The 20,408-nt window shown below is 66.3% G+C and carries 18 protein-coding genes and 2 tRNA genes; 4 read left to right on the forward strand and 16 right to left on the reverse strand.

Annotation, left to right across the window (positions count from 1 at the left end):
• Nucleotides 1-71 precede the first annotated feature (71 nt).
• From ndk to ileS, 4 genes are all read right to left on the reverse strand, one after another.
• Nucleotides 72-491: a nucleoside-diphosphate kinase gene (ndk, locus tag D3654_RS13580; RefSeq protein WP_120522022.1), complete on the reverse strand. Its 420-nt coding sequence runs from the start codon at nt 489-491 to the stop codon at nt 72-74.
• Between the two features lie 88 nt (nt 492-579).
• A complete protein-coding gene (locus D3654_RS13585; protein ID WP_120522023.1) occupies nt 580-1,026 on the reverse strand; it encodes a DUF4233 domain-containing protein in 447 nt (148 codons plus the stop codon).
• A 1-nt stretch (nt 1,027) separates the two neighbouring features.
• Complete coding sequence (locus D3654_RS13590) at nt 1,028-2,389, reverse strand: bifunctional folylpolyglutamate synthase/dihydrofolate synthase (RefSeq protein ID WP_120522024.1); 1,362 nt, start codon at nt 2,387-2,389, stop codon at nt 1,028-1,030.
• On the reverse strand, nt 2,386-5,694 hold the full coding sequence (gene ileS / locus D3654_RS13595) for an isoleucine--tRNA ligase (protein WP_120522025.1): 3,309 nt from the start codon (nt 5,692-5,694) through the stop codon (nt 2,386-2,388). The genes D3654_RS13590 and ileS overlap by 4 nt, the downstream gene beginning before the upstream one ends.
• Before the next feature lie 352 nt (nt 5,695-6,046).
• On the opposite strand from ileS, the gene D3654_RS20510 reads away from it, so the two are divergent.
• Nucleotides 6,047-7,063 carry an endonuclease/exonuclease/phosphatase family protein gene (locus tag D3654_RS20510; protein WP_162943736.1) on the forward strand — a complete coding sequence of 339 codons (1,017 nt, stop codon included), beginning with the start codon at nt 6,047-6,049 and terminating at the stop codon, nt 7,061-7,063.
• 20 nt (nt 7,064-7,083) lie between these two features.
• Here the strand turns inward: D3654_RS20510 and D3654_RS13605 are convergent, their stop codons facing one another.
• From D3654_RS13605 to D3654_RS13615, 3 genes are read right to left on the reverse strand one after another with little or no spacing between them, the layout of a single operon-like run.
• On the reverse strand, nt 7,084-7,842 hold the full coding sequence (locus D3654_RS13605; RefSeq protein WP_120522026.1) for an SDR family oxidoreductase: 759 nt from the start codon (nt 7,840-7,842) through the stop codon (nt 7,084-7,086).
• 9 nt (nt 7,843-7,851) lie between these two features.
• Nucleotides 7,852-8,436, reverse strand: coding sequence for a class I SAM-dependent methyltransferase (locus tag D3654_RS13610; protein WP_120522027.1), 585 nt, complete (start codon nt 8,434-8,436; stop codon nt 7,852-7,854).
• 50 nt (nt 8,437-8,486) lie between these two features.
• Nucleotides 8,487-8,882 carry a DUF488 domain-containing protein gene (locus tag D3654_RS13615; RefSeq protein WP_120522028.1) on the reverse strand — a complete coding sequence of 132 codons (396 nt, stop codon included), beginning with the start codon at nt 8,880-8,882 and terminating at the stop codon, nt 8,487-8,489.
• Nucleotides 8,883-8,934: 52 nt separating this feature from the next.
• On the opposite strand from D3654_RS13615, the gene valS reads away from it, so the two are divergent.
• Both valS and D3654_RS13625 read left to right on the forward strand, forming a co-directional pair.
• Nucleotides 8,935-11,553: a valine--tRNA ligase gene (gene valS, locus D3654_RS13620; RefSeq protein ID WP_120522029.1), complete on the forward strand. Its 2,619-nt coding sequence runs from the start codon at nt 8,935-8,937 to the stop codon at nt 11,551-11,553.
• Between the two features lie 463 nt (nt 11,554-12,016).
• Nucleotides 12,017-12,907, forward strand: coding sequence for an Fpg/Nei family DNA glycosylase (locus tag D3654_RS13625; protein ID WP_120522030.1), 891 nt, complete (start codon nt 12,017-12,019; stop codon nt 12,905-12,907).
• A gap of 38 nt (nt 12,908-12,945) precedes the next feature.
• On the opposite strand, the gene D3654_RS13630 is transcribed toward D3654_RS13625, so the two are convergent.
• The 6 genes from D3654_RS13630 to D3654_RS13655 form a co-directional block, all read right to left on the reverse strand.
• Nucleotides 12,946-13,575, reverse strand: coding sequence for a mycothiol-dependent nitroreductase Rv2466c family protein (locus D3654_RS13630; protein ID WP_425359419.1), 630 nt, complete (start codon nt 13,573-13,575; stop codon nt 12,946-12,948).
• A gap of 86 nt (nt 13,576-13,661) precedes the next feature.
• The gene (gene clpX, locus D3654_RS13635; protein WP_120522046.1) at nt 13,662-14,948 is read right to left on the reverse strand and encodes an ATP-dependent Clp protease ATP-binding subunit ClpX; all 1,287 of its coding nucleotides are present in this window, start codon (nt 14,946-14,948) and stop codon (nt 13,662-13,664) included.
• A 181-nt stretch (nt 14,949-15,129) separates the two neighbouring features.
• A complete protein-coding gene (locus D3654_RS13640) occupies nt 15,130-15,789 on the reverse strand; it encodes an ATP-dependent Clp protease proteolytic subunit (RefSeq protein WP_074591379.1) in 660 nt (219 codons plus the stop codon).
• A gap of 37 nt (nt 15,790-15,826) precedes the next feature.
• Complete coding sequence (locus tag D3654_RS13645; protein WP_120522031.1) at nt 15,827-16,438, reverse strand: ATP-dependent Clp protease proteolytic subunit; 612 nt, start codon at nt 16,436-16,438, stop codon at nt 15,827-15,829.
• Between the two features lie 243 nt (nt 16,439-16,681).
• Entirely contained in the window at nt 16,682-18,061 is a 1,380-nt protein-coding gene (gene tig / locus D3654_RS13650) for a trigger factor (RefSeq protein WP_120522032.1), read from the reverse strand.
• Nucleotides 18,062-18,130: 69 nt separating this feature from the next.
• Nucleotides 18,131-18,205, reverse strand: a tRNA-Pro gene (locus D3654_RS13655).
• Between the two features lie 135 nt (nt 18,206-18,340).
• Between D3654_RS13655 and D3654_RS13660 the strand changes: the two genes are divergently transcribed.
• Nucleotides 18,341-18,414: transfer RNA gene (locus tag D3654_RS13660), tRNA-Gly, on the forward strand.
• 52 nt (nt 18,415-18,466) lie between these two features.
• On the opposite strand, the gene D3654_RS13665 is transcribed toward D3654_RS13660, so the two are convergent.
• The 3 genes from D3654_RS13665 to D3654_RS13675 form a co-directional block, all read right to left on the reverse strand.
• Nucleotides 18,467-18,910 carry a hypothetical protein gene (locus tag D3654_RS13665; protein WP_120522033.1) on the reverse strand — a complete coding sequence of 148 codons (444 nt, stop codon included), beginning with the start codon at nt 18,908-18,910 and terminating at the stop codon, nt 18,467-18,469.
• 85 nt (nt 18,911-18,995) lie between these two features.
• On the reverse strand, nt 18,996-19,880 hold the full coding sequence (locus tag D3654_RS13670) for an Fpg/Nei family DNA glycosylase (RefSeq protein ID WP_120522034.1): 885 nt from the start codon (nt 19,878-19,880) through the stop codon (nt 18,996-18,998).
• Entirely contained in the window at nt 19,880-20,362 is a 483-nt protein-coding gene (locus tag D3654_RS13675) for a ribose-5-phosphate isomerase (RefSeq protein ID WP_120522035.1), read from the reverse strand. Before D3654_RS13675 ends, D3654_RS13670 begins: the two co-directional genes overlap by 1 nt.
• Nucleotides 20,363-20,408: the final 46 nt, after the last annotated feature.

Consider the following 20,408-nt stretch of genomic DNA (forward strand, 5'->3'; position numbering starts at 1 on the left):
AGTTGAGGCCCCGGAATCCGCGGATTCCGGGGCCTCAACTGTACGTTCGCGCTGTCCAGGACAGCGGGGTTCTAGTCCTGGAACCAGATCTTGATCTCGCGTTCGGCGGATTCCACCGAGTCCGAGCCGTGGACGAGGTTCTGCTGGACTGCCAGGCCCCAATCGCGGCCGAAGTCGCCGCGGATCGTGCCGGGGGCCGCCGTCGTCGGGTCCGTGGTGCCGGCCAGCGAACGGAAGCCTTCGATCACGCGGTGGCCTTCGAAGATGGCCGCGACCACCGGGCCGGAGAGCATGAACTCGACCAGGGGCTCGTAGAACGGCTTGCCGATGTGCTCTTCGTAGTGCTGCTCCAGCAGTTCGCGGTTGGCGTTGACCTTCTTGAGTTCGGCCAGGGTGTAACCCTTGGCTTCGATGCGGGCCAGGATGCTGCCGCTGAGGTTGCGGGCGACGCCGTCGGGCTTGATCAGGACGAGGGTGCGCTCGATGCTCACAGTTGCTCCAATGCGGTGGTGGTGGGTTTCCCTGCCAGTTTACGGGGTTTGCGGGTGGCCCCGGCGCCGGGGCCACCCGGGGCAACGCTCAGGCCTGCTGGCCGTCCGTGCCGTGCTCGGCCTCCCAGGCGGCCTGTTCCTTCTCCCGCTGGAGGTTCTCGCGGTCGATCCGGATCCCGGCGCGCACCCCGTACCACCAGCAGGCGGCGAAGAGCACGCCGACGATGAACATCATCGGTTCGGCAAGCCCGGTGAGGATGAGCAGGATCTGCAGCGCCCAGCCGAGCCCGATGCCCCAGGGCTTGCTGAGCACCGCACAGGCGAGGACAAGCACCACGCTGAGGGCGATCCCGAAGCCCAGGATCAGGGCCGGAGGCACTTCGCCCCGCCTGAGCCCGAACACGGCCAAGGTGGCGAAGAACGCCACGAACGCCTCAAGCAGCAGCACGGTGGAAGCGAACATGACTTTCGTGGAGCGCCGTTTCTTGGGCATGCCCGGGCGCCATTCGCGCTGGGCCTTGGTGAGTTTGGCCATCTCAGGCATCCGCCTTTCCAAGGAGGATCCGGGCTTCGGCCACCACGGTGATGGAACCGGTGACCAGCACACCGCCGGCCAGGTCGTCGTTGGATTCGGATCGTTCAACGGCCCATTCAATGGCGTCGTCAAGGCTCTCGGCAATGTGCACGTTGTCTTCGCCGAAGCCCAGGTCCACGGCGAGTTCAGCGAGTTCCCCGGCCGGGATGGCGCGGGGCGAGTTGGACTGCGTGAAGCAGAATTCCTCGGCAAGGTCGCCCAGGGACTCCTTGAGCTGGCGCAGGATTTCCTCGGCGTCCTTTTCCCGCAGCACGCCGACCACCACCACGAGCTTGCTGAAGTTGAACGCCTCGTGGATGGCCTCGGCGGAGACCCGGATGCCGTCCGGGTTGTGGCCGGCGTCCACGATGATGGTCGGCGCGGTGCGCACCACTTCGAGGCGGCCCGGCGAGGTGACGTTGCCGAACGCCTCACGCAGCACCCCGCCGTCGAGCTCCTTCTCTCCCCCGCCGAAGAACGCCTCCAGAGCCGCAATTGCGACCGCGGCGTTCTCGGCCTGGTGCGCGCCATGCAGCGGCAGCAGGATGTCCTCGTAGCGGCCGGCGAGGCCTTGGATGGTCAGCACCTGGCCGCCGACGGCGACACTGCGGGACTCGACGCCGAACTCCACCCCTTCGAAGCGGAACGGCACGTCCAGTTCGCGGGCCTTGTCCAGGAGCACCTGGGCGGCGTCCACCGGCTGGGCGGCGCTGACGAGGAAGCCACCGGGCTTGATGATGCCGGACTTCTCGTAGGCGATGTCCGCGGTCGTGCCACCCAGCAGGTCGGTGTGGTCAAGCGAGATCGGGGTAACCACGGACACCTGGCCGTCGCCCACGTTGGTGGCGTCGGTGATGCCGCCGAGGCCGACCTCGATGACTGCCACGTCCACGGGCTGGTCGGCGAAGACGGCGAAGCCCAGGATGGTGAGGCATTCGAAGTAGGTCAGCCGGGGCTGGCCCTCGGCGAGGAGTTCCTTGTCCACGATCTCCAGATACGGCCGGATCTCGTCCCAGATCCGCACGAACGTGGCGTCATCCACCGGTTCGCCGTTGATGCTGATCCGCTCGGTCACCTTGGACAGGTGCGGGCTGGTGTAGCGGCCGGTGCTCAACCCGTGGGCGATGAGCCCGCGTTCGATCATCCGCGCCGTGGAGGTCTTGCCGTTGGTCCCGGTGATGTGGATGATCGGGAACGCCTTGTTGGGCTCCCCCAGGACGTCCATGGCCCGGAAAAGCGGCGCCAGGCGCGGTTCCATCTTGTTTTCCGGGGCGCGGCCCAGGAGTTCGGCGTAGACGCTCTCTACGGAGAATTCGTCGCTCATGCATCCACTTTCGCTACAGTCACGGCCGGCTCCTCAGCGCCGGCGGCGAGCACGGTTTCCAATTCGAGGGAGAGGGTTTCGCCCCTGACCAGCTCGGCGTTGGCAGCCAGCGCGTCCAGCACGTCCTGGCCGGCCTGCACGGTGGTGCGGATCCGGTCGCTGACGTTCAGTCCGGCGTCCTTGCGGGCCTGCTGGATGGCGCGGACCATGTCGCGGGCCAGGCCTTCGGCCTCGAGCTCCGGGGTGACCTCGGTGTTCAGCACCACGAAGCCGCCGCCGGGCAGCATCGCGACAGCCTTGCTGGCGGCAGCACCGCCGTCGGCCGATTCCGCCACCACGGTTTCCAGGGTGTATTCCTGCGGCTCAAGCTCAAGCCCGCCGGCGGTGACCAGACCGGCGTCGCTGACGGACCAGTCGCCGGACTTGGAACCCTTGATGGCCTGCTGGACGTTCTTGCCCAGGCGCGGGCCGGCGGCCCGGGCGTTGACCACGAGCTTCTGCTCGATGCCGAACTCCTCGGGCGACGCGGCAGCGGCGTCGAGCAGCCGGACCGAACGCAGGTTCAGTTCATCGGCGACGACGGCGGCAAAGCCTTCCAGCGCGTCCGCGCCGGGTGCCACGACCGTGAGTTCCTGCAGCGGCAGGCGGACACGCAGCTTGGCGGCCTTGCGGAGTGACGAACCGGTGGAGCAGATCTGCTGCACGCGGTCCATCGCGGCCACGAGGTCCGGCTTGGCCGGGAACAGCGCGGCGTCCGGCCAGTCGGCAAGGTGCACCGAGCGGCCACCAGTCAGGCCGCGCCAGATTTCCTCCGTGACCAGCGGCAGCAGCGAGGCGGCCACCCGGCACCCGGCTTCGAGCGCGGTGTACAGGGCATCGAAGGCGTCGGTGTTCTCGTCGAAGAAGCGCTGGCGGCTACGGCGCACGTACCAGTTGGTGAGCATGTCCAGGTAGCTGCGCAGCTCGTCGCAGGCACCGGAAATGTCGTAGTTGTCCAGGCTTGCCGTGACTGTGCGTACCAGGTCGCCGGTGTTGGCCAGCAGGTACTGGTCCAGCTCGTCGGCGTAGCCGTCGTAGCGCAGCTTCGCGTCGTAGCCGGCGCCGCCGTTCGCGGCGTTGGTGTACAGGGTGAAGAAGCTGTACACGTTCCACAGCGGCAGGATCACCTGGCGGACGCCGTCGCGGATGCCCTGTTCGGTGACGATCAGGTTGCCGCCGCGCAGGATCGGGCTGGACATCAGGAACCAGCGCATGGCGTCGGAGCCGTCGCGGTCCAGGACCTCGGAGACGTCCGGGTAGTTGCGCAGCGACTTGGACATCTTCTGCCCGTCCGAGCCGAGCACGATGCCGTGGCTGATGACGTTGCGGAACGCCGGGCGGTCGAACAGCGCGGTGGACAGGATGTGCAGCATGTAGAACCAGCCGCGGGTCTGGCCGATGTATTCGACGATGAAGTCGGCGGGGTTGTGGGTGTCGAACCACTCCTCGTTCTCGAAGGGGTAGTGCACCTGGCCGTAGGGCATGGAGCCCGAGTCGAACCAGACGTCCAGCACGTCTTCCACGCGGCGCATGGTGGACCTGCCGGTCGGGTCGTCCGGGTTCGGACGGGTCAGCTCGTCGATGAACGGGCGGTGCAGGTCCACCTGGCCCTCGTTGTTCAGCGGCAGGCGGCCGAAGTCGGCCTCAAGCTCGGCGAGCGAACCGTAGACGTCGGTGCGCGGGTACTCGGGATCGTCGGACTGCCAGACGGGGATCGGGGAACCCCAGTAGCGGTTGCGGCTGATGGACCAGTCGCGGGCGTTTTCCAGCCACTTGCCGAACTGGCCGTCCTTCACGTTTCCGGGGATCCAGTTGATCTCCTGGTTCAGCTCGGACATCCGGTCCTTGAACTTGGTGACCTCCACGTACCAGGAGGAGACCGCGCGGTAGATCAGCGGGTTGCGGCAGCGCCAGCAGTGCGGGTAGCTGTGCTCGTAGCTGGCCTGGCGGACCAGGCGTCCGTCGGCGCGCAGCACCTGGGTGATGGGCTTGTTGGCTTCGAAGACCTGCAGTCCCACGATGCCGGCGAGCTCGCCGTGCGAGAACAGCGGCAGGAACTTGGCGCCTTCGTCCACGGACAGTACCACGGGGATGCCTGCGTCTTCACAGACCTTCTGGTCGTCTTCACCATAGGCCGGAGCCTGGTGGACGATGCCGGTGCCGTCGCTGGTGGTGACGTAGTCGGCCACGAGGAAGCGCCAGGCGTTCTGGGTGCCGTACTTTTCGGCGTCGGCGAAGTCGTTCCACAACGGCTCGTACTCGAGCCCGGCGAGCTCGGCGCCAGCATAGGTGGCCTCGACCGCGGCGGTGGCGGCCGCGGGATCGTCGTACCCCAGGTCCTTGGCGTAGGAACCCAGCAGATCAGCGGCCAGCAGGAAGCGTCCGGTCACAGGCGCTTCCTCGGAGGCGGCCTTCACGCCGTTCGGCCCGGCGGGCACCACGGCGTAGGAGATCTCCGGCCCGACGGCGAGCGCCAGGTTGGTGGGCAGCGTCCAGGGCGTGGTGGTCCAGGCGAGCGCCTGCACGCCGGCGAGCGCCTTGGAGAGTTCGGACTCCCCTGCCTTGACGGGGAAGGTCACCGTGACGGTCTGGTCCTGGCGGTTCTTGTAGACGTCGTCGTCCATGCGCAGCTCATGGTTGGACAGCGGGGTTTCGTCCTTCCAGCAGTACGGCAGCACGCGGTAGCCGTTGTAGGTGAGGCCCTTCTCGTGCAGCTGCTTGAAGGCCCAGAGCACGGACTCCATGTACTCGACGTTGAGCGTCTTGTAGTCGTTCTCGAAATCCACCCAGCGGGCCTGGCGGGTGACGTAGGCCTGCCATTCGTTGGCGTACTTCATCACGGAGGCGCGGCAGGCGGCGTTGAACTTGTCGATGCCCAAGGCTTCGATCTGGGTCTTGTCCGTCATGCCCAGCTGCTTCATGGCTTCCAGTTCGGCGGGCAGGCCGTGTGTGTCCCAGCCGAAGCGGCGTTCCACGCGCTTGCCGCGCTGGGTCTGGTAGCGGCCCACCAGGTCCTTGGCGTAGCCGGTAAGGAGGTGGCCGTAGTGCGGCAGGCCGTTGGCGAAGGGCGGGCCGTCGTAGAACACGAACTCGTTGCTGCCGTCGTGGCCCGCGTCGCGCTGGTCGATGCTGGCCTGGAACGTCCCGTCCTCATCCCAGTACTTGAGGATGCGCTCTTCGATTTCCGGGAACTTCGCGGAAGCGGATACACCGGCGGCATTGCCGTCGCCGGAAGCGGCCGTTGTGGCCTTGGGATAAAAGGTCATCTCGAATCCTGGTCTGAGCTGGTGGGACTGTTTGTCTGTCAGGATGCGAGGACGGCGCCCGTGCCGCTTTCGCTGCACCGGTACCGCGGTACCACCTCACTTACCGTCGCCTGCCTCCCCGGGGAGGGACCGGCGTCGGCCGCTCATTGCTGCTGTGACGGGCTTACCCGTCCGGTTCTACTGGCCTGGCCGCCAGAGCGTTCTGGGGCCGGGTGTTCTTCCGGAAGCTCACCGGTGATGGCCGGGTCAGTGCTTGTGGCACAAGTCTAGCGGCAGCCGGACACCCGCCTCCACCTGGACGCCCACCCCTGGCATGAGGTGCCGCACATCCGGTCTGCCTAGACTCGGGCCCATGACTCTTGATGCACGCGGCAAGCCGCGCTCCCGGCGCCGAACCGTGTTCGTCCTGGCCCTTTTGGCTGCTTTCCCTGTGGCGGTGCTCTCGTTGTTCCGGGCCCTGCCCGTGGAATGGCCGACGCCGGTGGTCCAGATGCTGGCGTTCACGCCGTGGATGGTCCTTCCGGCAGCCCTGGCAGCAGGGCTGGGACTGCTCAGCAGGCGCCGCTGGCTGGGCGCCGTCGCGGCACTCCTGCTGCTGGCCCAGTTGTTCTGGCTGTTCCCGCTGGATTTCGCCCGGTCCCTGCCCCGTGCGGCGGATGCCGTGGAATTGCCGGTGATGAGCTTCAACTCCGAGTACGGGCAGGCGGACGCGGCCGAGGTAGTCCGGCTGGTCCGGGAGAACGGGGTGAAACTGCTGGCTGTCCAGGAGCACTCCGCCGCCTTTGAAGCGGCGCTGGAACGTGCCGGCGTGGCGGGCCTGCTGCCGCACCGCATCAGCAGCCCGACGGCGGACGCGGCCGGCAGCGCGGTGTATTCCGTGTATCCCCTGGAAGCGCTGGGCCTGCTCCCGGACACGCCGTTCCACATGCCCACTGTCCGGGTCGCGGCCGCGGGGGGCGGCCGTTCAGCATCCTTCGAGGTGACGAACGTGCACACGCTGCCGCCCGTGGATACCCGGATCGCCCAGTGGCGGCACGACCTTGCGGCCGTGGGACGCGTGGGCGCCAAGCCCGGCCACCGCGTGCTGATGGGCGACTTCAATGCCAGCTACGACCACCTCGAGTTCCGACAACTCCTTGATGGGCCCGTCGCCGCTGGCACGGACGGGCGCAGGCTGGTGGACGCCGGGATCGCGAATAACAGCCGGCTGATCCCCACCTGGCCCATGGAGGGGATGGTGCTGCCCGGCGTCGTCCTGGACCATCTCGTCACCACGCCGGAGATCATCGCCGCCGGCTACTCCGTCCACCGGGTCCGGGGCAGCGACCATGCCGCCGTCATCGCGATCCTCGCAATTCCCGCCGGCTAAGAGAGCCGGCCGCGCGGGCCTCAGCCCTTGCGGATGAGCTTGTGGTTCGCGGCCTGTGCCACGGGGCGCACGGTGATGTGGTCCAGGTTGATGTGGTGCGGCACGGACACTGCGTAACGGACCACCTCGGCCACGTCTTCGGCCAGCAGCGGCTTCTCGACGCCGGCGTAGACCTTCGCCGCGGCTTCGGCGCTGCCGAGGCGGTTCAGGGCGAATTCCTCGGTGTACACCAGGCCGGGGGCCACCTCGATCACGCGGACGTTGTTTTCGGCTTCCTCGAGGCGAAGAGCGCCGGTGAGTGCGTGCTGGGCGTATTTGGCCGCGTTGTATCCGCCGCCGCCTTCGTAGGCCGCCAGGGCCGCGGTGGAGGTGAGGTTCAGGATGGTGCCTTCGCCGTTGCTGCGGAGCATGGGCAGGAAGGCCCGGATCATCTTCATGGTGCCCAGGACGTTGACCTGGTACATCCATTCCCAGTCCTCGGTCTGCGCGTTGGCCAGGGTATCCGCGCCCCGGGCGCCGCCGGCGATGTTGATGAGGGTGTCCGCTCCGCCGTGCCGCTCCACCAGCCGGAGCAGGATGTCGATGTCTTCGTCCTTGCTGATGTCCGCCGGGACGGCCACCGCGCCGGTTTCATCGGCCAGGGCGGAGAGCCGGTCCGCGCGGCGTGCCACGGCGTAGACCTTCCAGCCGTCGGCGGCCAGCGCACGCACGGTCGCCTCCCCGATGCCCGTGCTGGCCCCGGTGACTACTGCGGTCTTCGTGTGTTGTTCCTCAGTCATGGCACCACACTAACTTGCTTTGCCCGGGCCGATCGCGTGGCCCAGGATGTGGTCGAACGCCGGTGCCAGGCGGACTGCGGCAAAGCTGAAACGCCGGTTGTCCACCACCGTGAACCCGGCTTCCACGATGGCTTCCAGGGTGTCCCTGTTGGGATGGCATCCTCCGGCCATCAGCTGCCAGGCCGGGCTCACGAGATCTTCCACGGCGGCAGCGAACCGGCGACTGGAGCGCACGTGTTCGTAGAACGCCAGCGTCCCGCCGGGCCGCAGGACCCTGCGTATTTCCGCGAGCGCCATCGCCTGCTGCGGAACGCTGCACAGGACGAGGCTGACGACGACGGCATCGGCGCTGTGGTCCGGCGCCGGGATCTCCTCGGCGGTCCCAGGGTGAACCTCGACAGGGACGGGTGCCGTGCGCGCTTTACGTGAGGCGATCCCCCTGAGGTAGTCGTCGGGTTCCACGGCCAGGACACTGCGGACGGTGTCCGGATAGTAGGCGAACGACGAACCTTCTCCCGCGCCGACCTCGATGACGGATCCGTTCAGACCGGCCAGGAGTTCGCGGCGATGTTCTCCGGCGCCGCGTTGGTCCATGTGCTGCACTGCACGCGCGTACGCCCGGGCAAACCGGGGATGCTGAGGCGTCACCGGCCCGCCTTCCCGTCCACGTGCCCACGTCCGGAATCCTCGAGGTATCCGAGGAGGACCCTGGCATGGTTGACCTCGGGGTCACGGGCCGCGTAGAGCAAGGTCACCCTGGGATGCTTCCGGGCCAGTTCCATAAGGGTGTCTACAGCGGGGTTCTGTTCCAGTTCGGCCAGGTACGCCGACCGGAAATCCGCGAAACGTTCCTGCATGTGTGCGAACTCCGTCCGGAGCGGCGGCGAAGGGGCGATCTCCTTCAGCCAAAGGTCCAGGCCGGCCCGTTCCTTGCTGACCCCGCGCGGCCAGAGGCGGTCCACCAAAACCCGGCAGCCGTCGTCGTTGGAGGCTTCCTCATAGATCCGTTTGGTCGCCCAACGGGCGTGCTGTTCGGCCATAGCCGGATGCTACTGCCGAAAGACACTGAAAGACCATGAAAGAATTGGCCCCATGGCTGAATCAACGCAGGGTACAGACACGCCCGCCCCCACTCCCATCAACGTTCCGGACAAGCCCGCCCTGGAAGGCCTCGAAACGGCCCTCACCCGGCGCTGGCTCCAGGACGGCACCTACAAATTCAACCCGGACACCACCCGCGAAGCGGTTTATTCGATCGACACTCCCCCGCCCACGGCGTCGGGATCCCTCCACGTGGGCCACATGTTCTCTTTCACCCACACCGACGTCGTCGCCCGCTACCAGCGCATGCGCGGGAAGAACGTCTTCTACCCCATGGGCTGGGACGACAACGGCCTCCCCACCGAGCGCCGCGTCCAGAACTACTACGGTGTCCGCTGCGATCCGGCCATCCCCTACAACGCCGACTACCGCCCGCCCGCGACACCGGCGAAGAACCAGCGCGACTTCGACGTGATTTCCCGCCGGAACTTCATCGAACTCTGCGAAGAGCTCGCGGTCGAAGACGAGAAAGTCTTCGAGAACCTCTTCCAGACCCTGGGCCTCTCGGTGGACTGGAACCTGACCTACCGCACCATTGACGACACCTCCCGTGCGGTCTCCCAGCGCGCATTCCTGGCGAACCTGGCCTCCGGTGACGCATACATGGCCGAGGCCCCGACGCTGTGGGACGTGACGTTCCGCACCGCCGTTGCGCAGGCCGAGCTGGAGGACCGGGAAATGCCCGGCGCCTACTACCGCTACCCGTTCTTCACCGCCGAGGGCGAGAAGATCTTCATCGAGACCACCCGTCCGGAACTGCTCGCGGCTTGTGCAGCGCTGGTGGCGAACCCCGACGATGAGCGCTACCAGCCGCTGTTCGGCAAGACGGTCACGTCTCCCCTGTTCGGCGTGGAGCTTGAAGTCAAGGCCCACCCGCTCGCCAAGGCGGACAAGGGCTCCGGCATCGCCATGGTCTGCACCTTCGGTGACCTCACCGACGTCACCTGGTGGCGCGAACTGCAGCTGCCCACCCGCGCCATCGTGGGCCGCGACGGCCGCATCGTGGCCGACACCCCGGACTGGATCACCACCGACGCCGGCCGTGAAGCCTACGCCGCGATCGCCGGCAAGACGGTGTTCAGCGCCAAGGAAGCCGTCGTCGAGCTGCTCGGCGAGGCTGGCCTGCTGGACGGCGAACCGAAGAAGATCATGCACCCGGTGAACTTCTTCGAGAAGGGCGACAAGCCCCTCGAAGTGGTCACCTCCCGCCAGTGGTACATCCGCAACGGCGGCCGCGACGAGGACCGCCGCGAACGGCTGATCGGCCGTGGCCGCGATATCGACTTCCACCCGTCCTTCATGCGTTCGCGCTACGAGAACTGGATTTCGGGCCTGAACGGCGACTGGCTGGTTTCCCGCCAGCGCTTCTTCGGTGTGCCGATCCCGGTCTGGTACCCGCTGGACGCCGAGGGCAACCCGGACTACGAAAACCCGGTCCTGCCCTCGGACGACATGCTGCCGGTGGACCCGGCCGCCGACGCAGCCCCGGGCTACGACGAGTCGCAGCGCGAACAGCCGGGCGGCTTTACCGGTGACGCCGACGTCCTGGACACCTGGGCCACGTCCTCCCTGACCCCGCAGATCGTGGGCGGCTGGAGCCGCGACGAAGAGCTCTTCGGCAAGGTGTTCCCCTTCGACCTGCGCCCGCAGGGCCACGACATCATCCGCACCTGGCTGTTCTCCTCGGCCGTGCGGGCCGATGCGCTGCAGGAGACCGCGCCGTGGAAGCACGCCGCGATTTCGGGCTGGATCCTGGACCCGGACCGCAAGAAGATGTCCAAGTCCAAGGGCAACGTGGTGGTCCCCACCGACGTGCTCAACGAGTTCGGTTCCGACGCCGTACGCTACTGGGCTGCCTCTGCGAAGCTCGGCGCGGACACGGCGTACGAGATCGCGCAGATGAAGATCGGCCGCCGCCTGGCCATCAAGCTGCTCAACGCCTCGAAGTTCGTGCTGAACCTGGGCGCCACCGAGAACTCGGTGCTCTCCGGCGACCTGTCGGTGCTCACCAACCCGCTGGACCGCGCCCTGCTCGCCCAGTTGGCCGACGTCGTTGCCCAGGCCACCAAGGCCTTCGACGGCTACGACCACGCCCGCGCCCTGCAGATCGCGGAGACGTTCTTCTGGCAGTTCACCGACGACTACGTCGAGCTGATCAAGGACCGTGCCTACGGTGCCGCCGGCGAAGCCGAGCAGGCCTCGGTGCTCGCGGCCCTGGCCACGACGCTGGACTCCCTGCTCCGGCTGTTCGCCCCGTTCCTGCCCTTCGCCACCGAAGAGGTCTGGAGCTGGTGGCGTGCAGGCTCGGTCCATCAGGCCGCCTGGCCGGCACCGCTGGAGATCCCCGACGGGGACACCAGCATGCTCGGCACCGTGGGCCTGGCCCTCAGCGGCATCCGCAAGGCCAAGTCCGAGGCGAAGGTCAAGCAGCGCACCGAGGTGCTCTCCGCCGCGATCTCTGCCAGCGAATCCTTCGTGGCACAGCTCAAGGCCGGGCTCGGTGACCTGAAGGCTGCGGCGAACGCGCGGGAGATCTCGCTCGTGGCGGCCGAGGGCGAACTCACCGTCACCGACGTGGTCCTGGCACCCGCCGAGGAAGCACAAAGCTAAACAAAATGGCCCGGGAGCGTCCGATTGCGGACGTTTCCGGGCCAGCTCTGGATGTTTCAGCCTTGGAAGGTTCAGGGCAAAAGGGGAAGCCCCATCAGCGTTTTGCCGTTGGTGGGGCTTCGACTTTTCGGCTGTCCGGTGATGTCTTGACAGTCTGGCGGAATCCTTGGAATTTCAGGTCTTCCTACCTCATCACAGGTAGCTCGCTTCTGGCTTTGCCGAAGGCTGCGTCAGATGCATATCACTGAATCTTTGGTTTCCGCGTCCCGCTTCTTTCGAAGTGGGTAAGTACTATTCTTGACCCGCCTCCGGGGCAGCGCAAGGCCTCCGCGGGAACTACTACGCTGTAATTCCGCTGACCTGTTTCGGGCCCGTTCCTGGCCCGTGTTCTGGGCGCTCCCGGGGCGTCGCGGGCCAGCGGCCGGGACTCCTCGCCGGGCGCGGGGTGTGGCACAGTAAAGCCATGCCGGAACTTCCAGAGGTCGCCGGGTTGCGCGCCTTCCTCGAGGCAAAGCTGCGCGGCGCCGCCGTAGCAAAGGTGCAGATCACCTCGTTCGCGGTGTTGAAGACCGCAGACCCGCCATACTCGGCCTTGGAGGGACGGACCGTTGTCGGCGTCCAACGCTTCGGAAAGTTCCTCGCCCTCGACACGGCCGGCGTCCATTTCGTCTTCCACCTGGCCAAGGCGGGCTGGCTGCGGTACACGGAGAACCCGTCGCCGGCGCCGCTGCGCCTCGGCTCCAGCCCGATCGCCGCACGCGTCGCTTTCAGTGCCCCGGGGTCGGCTGTCTCCGACGGCGGCCCGGCGAAGATGGCCTTCGACCTCACCGAAGCCGGCAGCAAGAAGAGCCTCGCGGTGTATGTCGTCCGCGATCCGCAGGAGGTCCCCGGCATCGCCTCCCTGGGACCGGACCCCCTCACCCCCGACTTCACGCGCGAAGTCTTCGAAGGCATCCTTGCAGCGTCCCAGCAGATCAAGGGACTGCTGCGCAGCCAAAGCGTGGTGGCCGGCATCGGGAACGCCTACAGCGACGAAATCCTGCATGCGGCCAGGATCTCACCGTTCGCGATCGCGAAAACGCTCGACGGCGGCAGCCGGGACCGTTTGTTCGCCGCCATCGGCAGCGTGCTCGGTGAGGCCGTGGACTCGGCCGTCGGCAAGGTACCCGGCGAGCTCAAGGACGGCAAGCGGAGCGCGATGCGGGTGCACGGCCGCACCGGCCAGCCATGCCCGGTGTGCGGGGACACCGTCCACGAAGTCTCCTTCGCAGACACCGCCCTGCAGTACTGCCCGAACTGCCAGACGAACGGAAAGATCCTCGCGGACCGCCGGACCTCACGCTTCCTGAAGTAGCTGCCGGCGCCGACTGGTGGCCTCGTTGAATTCGCGGGCTAGTTGAATTCGGGGCTTTCGGTGCGGCTCCGCTTGAGCTCGAAGAAGTGCGGGTAGCCGGCCAGGGTCACCGACGCGTCCCAGATCCGGCCGGCCTCTTCGCCGCGCGGGATGCGGGTCAGCACAGGGCCGAAGAACGCGGTGCCGTTCACGGACACGACGGGCGTGCCGACGTCCTGGCCCACCAGCGAGATCCCTGCTTCATGGCTGCTGCGGAGCTGCCCGTCGTATTCATCGCTGTCCGCGAAGCGGGCAAGTTCGGCGGGCAGGCCGGTCTGGGCCAAGGCCTTTTCGATGACCGATGCCCGGTCCTTGTTGCCCTCGTGGTGGAATTCCTCGCCCATGGCGTCATAGAGGGGCTTGATGAACTCGCTGCCGTGCAGTTCCTTCGCCGCGATGATGACCCGCACGGGCCCCCAGGAATCATCCATCATGGCCCGGTAATCGGCGGGCAGCTCGCGGCCGTCGTTCAGCACCGAGAGGCTCATGACGTTCCACGTGGTTTCGATGTCGCGCACGGCCTCGACTTCGCCGATCCAGCGTGAGGTCACCCAGGCGAAGGGGCAGATCGGGTCGAACCAGAAATCTACCTTGTTGACGGTCTGCTCGGACACGGTCTGCTCAGGCACAGTGGTACTCCTTGGATGGGAAACAGGGACGCGGAGCAACCAACGGCCGCTGGACGGGCCGGGGTTCCTATGATGCGAACGGCGCCTTAGGCCGACTTATTCCGCCGCTTGGCCACCACTTCGTGGGCGATCATGGTGGGCGCGGCCTTCTTGGCGACGGCGTCGGCGGTAATGACCACACTGGCGATGTCGTCCCGGCTGGGCAGGTCGAACATGACCGGGAGGAGCACTTCCTCCATGATCGCGCGCAGGCCGCGGGCGCCGGTGCCCCGCTCCAGGGCCTGGTCGGCGATCGCGTCCAGGGCTTCGTCGTCGAACAGCAGTTCCACGCCGTCCAGCTGGAACATCTTCTGGTACTGCTTGATCAGGGCATTCTTCGGCTTGGACAGGATCTGGATCAGTGCCGGCCGGTCGAGGTTGGACACCGTGGTGATCACGGGCAGGCGGCCGATGAATTCGGGGATCAGCCCGAACTTGAGCAGGTCCTCCGGCATGACGTCGCCGTAGCTGTCGACGTTTTCCTTGACCTCGTTCAGCGGCGCGCCGAAGCCGATGCCCTTGCGGCCGGAGCGGGAGCCGATGATGTCTTCCAGGCCCGCGAAGGCGCCGGCCACGATGAAGAGGACATTGGTGGTGTCGATCTGGATGAATTCCTGGTGCGGGTGCTTGCGTCCGCCCTGCGGCGGAACCGACGCCACGGTCCCTTCGAGGATCTTCAGCAGGGCCTGCTGGACGCCCTCGCCGGACACGTCCCGCGTGATGGAAGGGTTTTCGCTCTTGCGCGAGATCTTGTCGATCTCATCGATGTAGATGATGCCCTGCTCGGCCTTCTTGACGTCGTAGTCCGCGGCCTGGATGAGCTTGAGGAGGATGTTTTCCACGTCCTCGCCGACGTAGCCGGCTTCGGTCAGGGCGGTGGCGTCGGCGACGGCGAACGGGACGTTCAGCCGGCGGGCGAGGGTCTGCGCGAGGTAGGTCTTGCCGCAGCCTGTGGGGCCGATCAGGAGGATGTTGGACTTGGCGATCTCGACGTCGTCGTGGTGGCCGCCGTCGCCGAGCCCGCCCTTGGGGGCATGCCCGGCCTGGATGCGCTTGTAGTGGTTGTAGACCGCGACGGCGAGTGAACGCTTGGCGGGTTCCTGGCCGATGACGTATTCCTGCAGGAAGTCGAAAATCTCCCGGGGCTTGGGCAGCTCAAAGCTGCCCAGATCCGACACTTCGGCGAGTTCCTCTTCGATGATCTCGTTGCAGAGTTCGATGCACTCGTCGCAAATGTAGACGCCGGGCCCGGCGATCAGCTTCCGCACCTGCTTCTGGCTCTTTCCACAGAAAGAACACTTCAGCAGATCCGTGCTCTCGCCAATCCGGGCCATGTGGGAATCCCTTCGTTTCTTGCGGGCGGCGCCCTTGCTGCCCTGCTCCTGCGTGAGGAGCCACAGCGGGCGCCACCATGACAACTTCCACTGTAGGACACAATGGGCTGCTTGGGTTGAAACAGGACGCCGGTGCGGTCCATATTTCCTTGGACCGCACCGGCGTGCTGGTGTTGCCTGTCTAGCGGGCGATGGCCTGCGGCTTGATCTTCCGCGAGTCGAGGACCTGGTCGATCAGGCCGTAGTCCTGGGCTTCGGCGGCGGTGAGGATCTTGTCGCGCTCGATGTCGTTGTTGACCTGCTCGGAGGTCCGGCCCGAGTGGTGGGCCAGCGTGTCTTCCAGCCAGGTCCGCATGCGCATGACCTCGGCGGCCTGGATCTCAAGGTCCGAGGCTTGGCCGCCCTGGCCGCCGGAGAGTGCCGGCTGGTGGATCAGGACGCGGGCGTTCGGCAGGGCGAGGCGCTTGCCGGGCGTGCCGGCCGCGAGCAGGACTGCTGCCGCGCTGGCCGCCTGGCCCAGGCACACTGTCTGGATCTCCGGGCGGATGTACTGCATGGTGTCGTAGATCGCGGTCATGGCCGTGAACGACCCGCCCGGGGAGTTGATGTACAGGGTGATGTCGCGGTCCGGGTCCGTGGACTCGAGGACCAGCAGCTGCGCCATGATGTCATCGGCCGAAGCGTCGTCCACCTGCACGCCGAGGAAGATGATGCGGTCCTCGAAGAGCTTGGTGTAGGGGTCCTGGCGCTTGAAACCGTAAGGGGTGCGCTCCTCGAACTGCGGGAGGACGTAGCGGCTGGACGGGAGATTACCGGCAGACCATCCGAAGTTGTAGTTCATTTCATTGCTCCTGGTGTTCAGTGGGTCGTGCTGCCGGTTACTTCTCGGAGTTGGAGGCGTTCTGGGTTCCGCCGCCGCCGGCCACGGAGCCTGCGTGGGCGGAAATCTTGTCGAAGAAGCCGTACTCGAGTGCTTCGGTGGCGGTGAACCACTTGTCGCGGTCGTTGTCCTTGAGGATGGTTTCCACGGTCTGGCCGGTCTGGTCCGCGGTCAGCTCCGCCATGACCTTCTTCATGTGGAGGATGAGCTCGGCCTGGATCTTGATGTCCGAGGCGGTGCCGCCGATGCCGCCCGAGGGCTGGTGCATCAGGATGCGGGCGTTGGGGGTGGCGTAGCGCTTGCCCTTGGTGCCCGAGGAGAGCAGGAACTGGCCCATGGAGGCCGCCAGGCCGGTGGCCACGGTAACGACGTCGTTCGGGATGAACTGCATGGTGTCGTAGATGGCCATGCCTGCGGTCACCGAACCGCCCGGGGAGTTGATGTAGAGGTAGATGTCCTTCTCCGGGTCCTCGGCGGAGAGCAGGAGGAGCTGGGAGCAGATCGCGTTGGCGTTCTCGTCACGGACCTCGGAGCCGAGCCAGATGATGCGCTCTTTCAGCAGGCGGTTGTAGATGTAGTTGTCCTGGGCTGCCGGATCGACAGTTGCCATCCGGGGAGCCTCTGCGTGCTGTGACATATGTACTTACCTCTCGCTGGTGACAGGGCCGTTGCTGAAGTTGCCATCCCTGATCTTCACTACTTGGACACTAACCGGTTTCGAAGCCGTTTTGTTCTCCGGATCTGCACTGTTCGCTGACGGCGCACGATTGCCGCGCGGGCCGGGATTCGGCGGGAAGCGGGCTTAAAAAGCACACCCCCGGATCGTCGGATCCGGGGGTGTACTGAAGCCTGATTAGAACTTCACTGCTGCGGGGTCGTCGCTGGGGACGGCCGCGGCGGCTTCCTCAGCCTCTTCGGCTGCGGGAGCTTCGGCAACCTCACCGGCGGGGCGGACGAAGTCGCTCAGGTCGACCTTGTTGCCTTCGGTGTCGACAACCTCAGCCTGGCCCAGGACGACGGCCAGTGCCTTGCGGCGGCGGACCTCGGAAACCATCATGGGAACCTGGCCGCTCTGGTCGATGATCTGGGCGAACTGGTTCGGGTCCATGCCGTACTGGCTGGCGGTGGTGACGATGTAGTCGATCAGCTCGTTCTGGCTGACGCCGACTTCTTCCTTGTCGGCGATGGCGTCGAGGATGATCTCGTTCTGGAAGGCGCGGGCGGTGTTGGCCTTGACCTCTTCGCGGTGCTCTTCGGTGTCGTGCTCACCTTCACCGTGGGAGTTCTCCGGGCTGAAGTGCTGTTCCAGCTGCTCTTCGATGACGGAGTCCGGGACGGGAACCTCGATCAGCTCAACGAGCTTGTCCAGGACCTTGTCGCGGGCTTCGACGCCCTGGCCGACAACCTTGGACTCGGCGGCCTGCTTGGCGAGGTCTTCACGCAGTTCGGCAAGGGTGTCGAACTCGGAAGCCAGCTGGGCGAAGTCATCGTTGGCTTCCGGAAGCTCGCGCTCCTTGACGGCCTTGACGACGACCTTCACCTGGGCAGCTTCGCCGGCGTGCTCGCCGCCCACCAGCGTGGTGTCGAAGATTGCCTCTTCGTCGACGGAGAGACCGGAAACAGCCTCGTCAAGGCCTTCCAGCATGGTGCCGGCGCCCACCTGGTAGGACAGGCCGGAAGCGGAGTCAACCTCGGCGTCGTCGATCAGGGCGGTGATGTCGATGGTAAGGAAGTCGTCGTTCTTCGCGGGGCGGTCAACGGACTTCAGGGTGCCGAAACGGCCACGCAGCTCGTCGAGGGCCTTGTCGACGTCGGCGTCGGAAGACTCAGCGGCGGCAACCTCGACCTTGATGCCGGAGTAGTCCGGGAGTTCGACCTCGGGACGGACGTCGATCTCGACCTGGAACTTCAGTTCACCGTCAGTGGAGGAGGGGTCCGGAACCTCGGTGATCTCAACCTCGGGACGGCTCAGCGGGCGGACGCCGGTTTCCTGCACGGCAGCCTGGTACCAGCCGTTAAGGCCGTCGTTGATGGCGGTCTCGAGGACGTAGCCGCGACCGACGCGCTGGTCGATGAGCTTGGACGGGACCTTGCCCTTGCGGAATCCGGGAACCTGGATCTGCGAAGCAACGGTCTTGTAAGCGGCATCGATGCTCGGCTTCAGTTCTTCAAAGGGAACCTCAACATTGAGCTTGACCCGCGTTGCGGTGAGGTTCTCGACAGCGCTCTTCACAGTCTAAGTACTCCTGGTTTTGTGGGATGGGTTTCTGCTGCGTTCCCGGATCGGAACAGACTCACAGAGTCGGGGTGACAGGATTTGAACCTGCGACTTCCTGCTCCCAAAGCAGGCGCTCTAGCCAAGCTGAGCTACACCCCGTGAGTGCACAGGACAGTCTACGGCCAAGAATCGCCAGTTTGCACATTTGACACTTGGCACCTGAATTGGGTTTAGTTATATCCGGCTTGAACAGCCGCCGGGAATTGCACGGATGCATCAATCCTGCACTACTCCGGGGACGTAGCTCAATGGTAGAGCCTCAGTCTTCCAAACTGATTACGCGGGTTCGATTCCCGTCGTCCCCTCCAAACAGCAAGAAGGGCCCCTCCCGAGGGGCCCTTCTTCGCGTTTCGGCTGGCCTCAGCGGATGATCAGGCCGGAAATCACCACCATCAGTGCCCCGGCTCCGAGAACCAGCCCCAGGTACTGCATGGGGACGAAGAAGAAGGTGTGCTTGTTGAAATAAGCCGGGCGGGCCTGCGCACTTTCAAGGGCAAGCTGCTCTTCGGACTGTGCAAGGGCTTCGTCATACGACTGCGGCGCCGGCAGCCCCGGGAAGCAGTACGCCCCGACGTCGACAATGCGCCTGAGTTCCTGGGCGCGGAACTCCATTGCCGCTGCAAAGGCAGCCTTCGGCGCGAGTTCATTGAGCCATCGGCCCAGGAACCAGATCCCGGCACCGGCCGCTGCCAACCCCACGCCCGTGGCGACCGTGTTCCCGTGCGACAGCACTCCCGCCGCCCCTGTTCCCACCGCCCCGAAAAGCAGCACCAGGATTCCCCAACCTCGCCAGATAATGATCATGCGCCCAGCCTAGGATCGCGCAGGCGGTGCCGCCATCGGCGACCACGCCCCTGTGGATAACCGGCCCGGCTCCCCTATCCGGCGCCTAGTTCTGGCAGCCGGGGCACCAGTAGAGCTTGCGGGCGCCGATCTCGGTCAGCGCAACCTGGGTACCGCACCGGCGGCAGTCCTGCCCGGCGCGCTGGTAGACATAGTGGGCTTCGCCGTCGAGGGGTCCTTCTCCCCCGCTCCACAGCGCTGCGGGCGTCGTGATGATCCGCCCGTCCCGGACGCCGTCGGACATCGCGGCGACGGCATCGTCCCACAGGAGTCCGGCCGACTCCGGGCTGAGCGCGTTGCCCGGCGTCCACGGATCGATACCTTGACGAAACAGCACCTCTGCCCGGTAGATGTTGCCGACGCCGGCCAGCACCGACTGGTCCATGAGCAGCAGCCCGACGGCGGTCTTGCGGCGGAGCAGCCGGGCGATGAATTCCGCACGGTCCCCCGGGACCAGGTGCAGCGGGTCCGGGCCCAGCTTCGCGCGGGCGGCCCGGGCTTCCTCCCCCGTGATGGCCGCGCAGGTGCTGGCGCCCCGCAGGTCGGCCCAGCCGTGGGCTGACACGAGGCGCACCCGCACCGCACCCACGGGTTCCGGAGGCCCGGAGTAGGTTCCGCCGTCGTCCTCGAAACCGGACTCGCGTTCGCCGATCCGGCGCGGGGCACCGATGCTGGAGGCGCCGCGGAAAGTTTCGTCGCCGCCGAAGTCCCACGCGCCGTAGAGGCCAAGGTGGACATGCAGGTACATCCCGTTGTCGAAACGCAGGAAAAGCTGCTTCCCGTGCGCCGTGGCACCGAGCATACGCTGGCCATCAAGCAGCGCCGCACCTGCGGCGAAGCGGCCCTGCGGGCTGGAAACCCGCAGGGCGCTGCCGCCGAAGACGTCCTGGAACTGGCGCGCCAGCCGGTGGACGGAATGCCCTTCAGGCACTATTCGACGATTTCGCCGCTGGTTTCATACGTGGCGATCTTGCCGATGCGGCGGACGTGGCGTTCGTCGTTGCTGAAGGGCTCCTCGAGGAAGAATTCGATCAGCTCGGTGGCTTCCTCAACGCTGTGCTGGCGGCCGCCGACGGCAATCACGTTGGCGTCGTTGTGTTCGCGGGCCAGCCGGGCGGTGGATTCGTTCCACGCCAGCGCCGCGCGCACGCCCTTGACCTTGTTTGCGGCGATCTGCTCGCCGTTCCCGGAGCCGCCCAGGACGATACCGAGGGCGTGGATGCCGGCTTCCTGGTCCGCCACGACTGCGCGGGCGGCGTTGATGCAGAAGGAGGGGTAGTCGTCCAGTGCGTCGTACACCTTGGGGCCGTGGTCAACGACCTCGTAGCCCTTGGCCGTGAGGTGGCTGACAAGGTGGGCGCTGAGCTCCATGCCGGCGTGATCCGTGGCAATGTGGACGCGGGGTGTGGTCACTGGAAGTCCGTTCGGTCTGGGGCGCGGGCCGGCAGGGGCCGGGCCG

It is taken from the genome of Arthrobacter celericrescens, from assembly GCF_003614925.1.
GTDB lineage: Bacteria > Actinomycetota > Actinomycetes > Actinomycetales > Micrococcaceae > Arthrobacter > Arthrobacter celericrescens.

What these genes read in the sequence shown, in the direction of transcription:
- D3654_RS13605 (WP_120522026.1), bottom strand. Translation starts at nt 7,842, where the DNA reads ATGACTGAGGAACAACACACGAAGACCGCAGTAGTCACCGGGGCCAGC.
- D3654_RS13645 (WP_120522031.1), bottom strand. Translation starts at nt 16,438, where the DNA reads ATGGCAACTGTCGATCCGGCAGCCCAGGACAACTACATCTACAACCGC.
- ileS (WP_120522025.1), bottom strand. Translation starts at nt 5,694, where the DNA reads ATGACCTTTTATCCCAAGGCCACAACGGCCGCTTCCGGCGACGGCAAT.
- D3654_RS13615 (WP_120522028.1), bottom strand. Translation starts at nt 8,882, where the DNA reads ATGGCCGAACAGCACGCCCGTTGGGCGACCAAACGGATCTATGAGGAA.
- clpX (WP_120522046.1), bottom strand. Translation starts at nt 14,948, where the DNA reads ATGGCCCGGATTGGCGAGAGCACGGATCTGCTGAAGTGTTCTTTCTGT.
- valS (WP_120522029.1), top strand. Translation starts at nt 8,935, where the DNA reads ATGGCTGAATCAACGCAGGGTACAGACACGCCCGCCCCCACTCCCATC.
- D3654_RS13610 (WP_120522027.1), bottom strand. Translation starts at nt 8,436, where the DNA reads ATGGACCAACGCGGCGCCGGAGAACATCGCCGCGAACTCCTGGCCGGT.
- D3654_RS13640 (WP_074591379.1), bottom strand. Translation starts at nt 15,789, where the DNA reads ATGAACTACAACTTCGGATGGTCTGCCGGTAATCTCCCGTCCAGCCGC.
- D3654_RS13590 (WP_120522024.1), bottom strand. Translation starts at nt 2,389, where the DNA reads ATGAGCGACGAATTCTCCGTAGAGAGCGTCTACGCCGAACTCCTGGGC.
- D3654_RS13585 (WP_120522023.1), bottom strand. Translation starts at nt 1,026, where the DNA reads ATGGCCAAACTCACCAAGGCCCAGCGCGAATGGCGCCCGGGCATGCCC.
- D3654_RS13625 (WP_120522030.1), top strand. Translation starts at nt 12,017, where the DNA reads ATGCCGGAACTTCCAGAGGTCGCCGGGTTGCGCGCCTTCCTCGAGGCA.
- D3654_RS13665 (WP_120522033.1), bottom strand. Translation starts at nt 18,910, where the DNA reads ATGATCATTATCTGGCGAGGTTGGGGAATCCTGGTGCTGCTTTTCGGG.
- D3654_RS20510 (WP_162943736.1), top strand. Translation starts at nt 6,047, where the DNA reads ATGACTCTTGATGCACGCGGCAAGCCGCGCTCCCGGCGCCGAACCGTG.